Annotated in this window: 2 protein-coding genes; both read left to right on the top strand. The window is 72.0% G+C overall.

The window, feature by feature from the left end:
- The first annotated feature begins 181 nt into the window (after positions 1-181).
- On the top strand, positions 182-865 hold the full coding sequence (locus ABZ885_RS40465) for a Crp/Fnr family transcriptional regulator (RefSeq protein ID WP_360200105.1): 684 nt from the start codon (positions 182-184) through the stop codon (positions 863-865).
- 225 nt (positions 866-1,090) lie between these two features.
- A partial coding sequence (locus ABZ885_RS40460; RefSeq protein ID WP_360200103.1) for a hypothetical protein occupies positions 1,091-1,792 on the top strand: 702 nt, incomplete at its 3' end.

Genomic DNA, 1,792 nt, shown 5'->3' with positions numbered 1-1,792 from the left:
CGTCGCCCAGTCGGCGCAGCACCGACAGGGCGGCCCGGTACTCCCGCTCGGCTCGCGGCGTGCGTCTCACCGGCCGGGCGGCGTACCCGCCCGGACCTTGTTCGCCCGTTCACCGAAACCTCGATCGTGTCCCATAGTTGACCAGGTGACCGATCAGGGCGCGGTGTGGAGAGGGCGGGCGATGGAGTTCGAGGACAGGGTGCCATTCGTGGTCCGGCTGGAGGCCGGCGACCGGCAGGCGCTGTTCGCGTGCGGCACCCCTCTCGTCTTCCCGGTCCGGCACGTGCTGCTGCGTGAGCACGAGCCGTCGGCGCACGTCCTGATCCTGCTGTCGGGCTGGACGAAGGTGACCTCGGCCGCCGCCAACGGTTACGAGGCACTGCTCGCCTTGCGGGGCCCCGGCGACATCGTCGGTGAGGCGGCCGCGCTCAGCGGCCGGCAGCGGTCGGCGACGGTGACGGCGCTGGGACGGGTGGAGGCGCTGGCCGTCGACGGCGACCGGTTCGGCGCCCTGCTCGACGAACGGCCTGCGATCTCGCGGCAGTTGCTCGCGCTGACCGCGGACCGGATGCGCGACAGCGACCGGCGCCGGGTGCAGTTCGCGGCGCTGAACGTCCAGGAACGGCTGGCACTCCTCCTGCTGGAGCTGGCCCGCACCCACGGGAAGGAGACGCCGGACGGCGTGCAGTTGACGCCCGGGCTCACCCAGAGCGAGCTCGCCGGCTCGGTGGGCGCCTCCCGGGAGGCGGTGGCGCGCCTGCTGAAGGGGCTGCGCGAGCGGGGCATCGTCCGAACGGAGCGACGCGGTCTCGTGGTGATCCGGCCGGAGGTCCTCCGGCTGATGGCCAGTCAGGGAGGCCGCTGATCAAGTCGCTGGTGGAGCCCTGATCGAGCCGCTGATCGAGCCCGAGTCGAACCGCTGCTCACGTGGCTGATCAGCCGTCGGACGCCTGTTCCCGGGCGTGCTCTGTGTACATGGTCACATTGCGAGTGTGCTAGGTTCCGTCGCCTCGCACTCCTCTCCCCTGACACCTTGTGGGTGTTCAGACGGGCCCGTGTGCGGCCCCGTGTTCCCAGTGGAAGGCAGCACATGCCCGAGCCTGTCAACCGGACCATCCTGCTCCTCGACATCGAGCGGTTCAGCCGCCGAGACGACGTGGTGCAGGCCGTCCTGCGGCGAACCCTCAAGTCGGTCGTCGACCAGACGCTGCTGTCCGCCGGGGTGGAGGTCACCCAGCAGTACCGCGAGGACCGCGGCGACGGTCTGATCGTGTTGCTCGGCGGCGACGTGGCCAAAACCGCGGTGCTGCGTGCGCTCCTCACGGTCACCCCCGAACTGCTGCACGACCACAACCGGCTCGCCTCGGGGAGCGCGCAGATGCGGCTGCGGATGGTGCTGGCGGCCGGCGAGATCGCCCACGATCCGCAGGCCAGGACGACCGGTGGGCTCGTCGGGCACGATCTCAACCAGTCCTTCCGGCTGCTCGACTCCGACGCTCTGCGCAGGGCGCTGGCCGACCGGGCCGACAGCGAGTGCGTGCTGATGGTGAGCCCGGTGGTGTACGAGGGCGTTGTGCGGCACGGGCACCGGGGGGTGCGGCCCGAGCACTTCCGGCACACGGAGGTCACGGTCAAGGACGGCGTCCTCGCCGCGTGGCTGCACCGCGGCGGCGAGCAACCGGAGGTGCCCGGTGCCGGCGACGGCCTCCGGTTCGCCGGTCTCGGGGCCGGCGTAGGCGGTGCAGCGCAGTCCGAGCGCGGTGGCGTAGCGGCGGGCCGCCCGCCGGGCGTC

The organism is Kitasatospora sp. NPDC047058, assembly GCF_040643935.1.
In the GTDB taxonomy this organism is placed as follows: domain Bacteria; phylum Actinomycetota; class Actinomycetes; order Streptomycetales; family Streptomycetaceae; genus Kitasatospora.
This window is presented reverse-complemented; position numbering and strand designations above follow the sequence as displayed.

Coding starts and splice junctions, on each gene's coding strand:
- ABZ885_RS40465 (WP_360200105.1), top strand. CDS start 182: ATGGAGTTCGAGGACAGGGTGCCATTCGTGGTCCGGCTGGAGGCCGGC.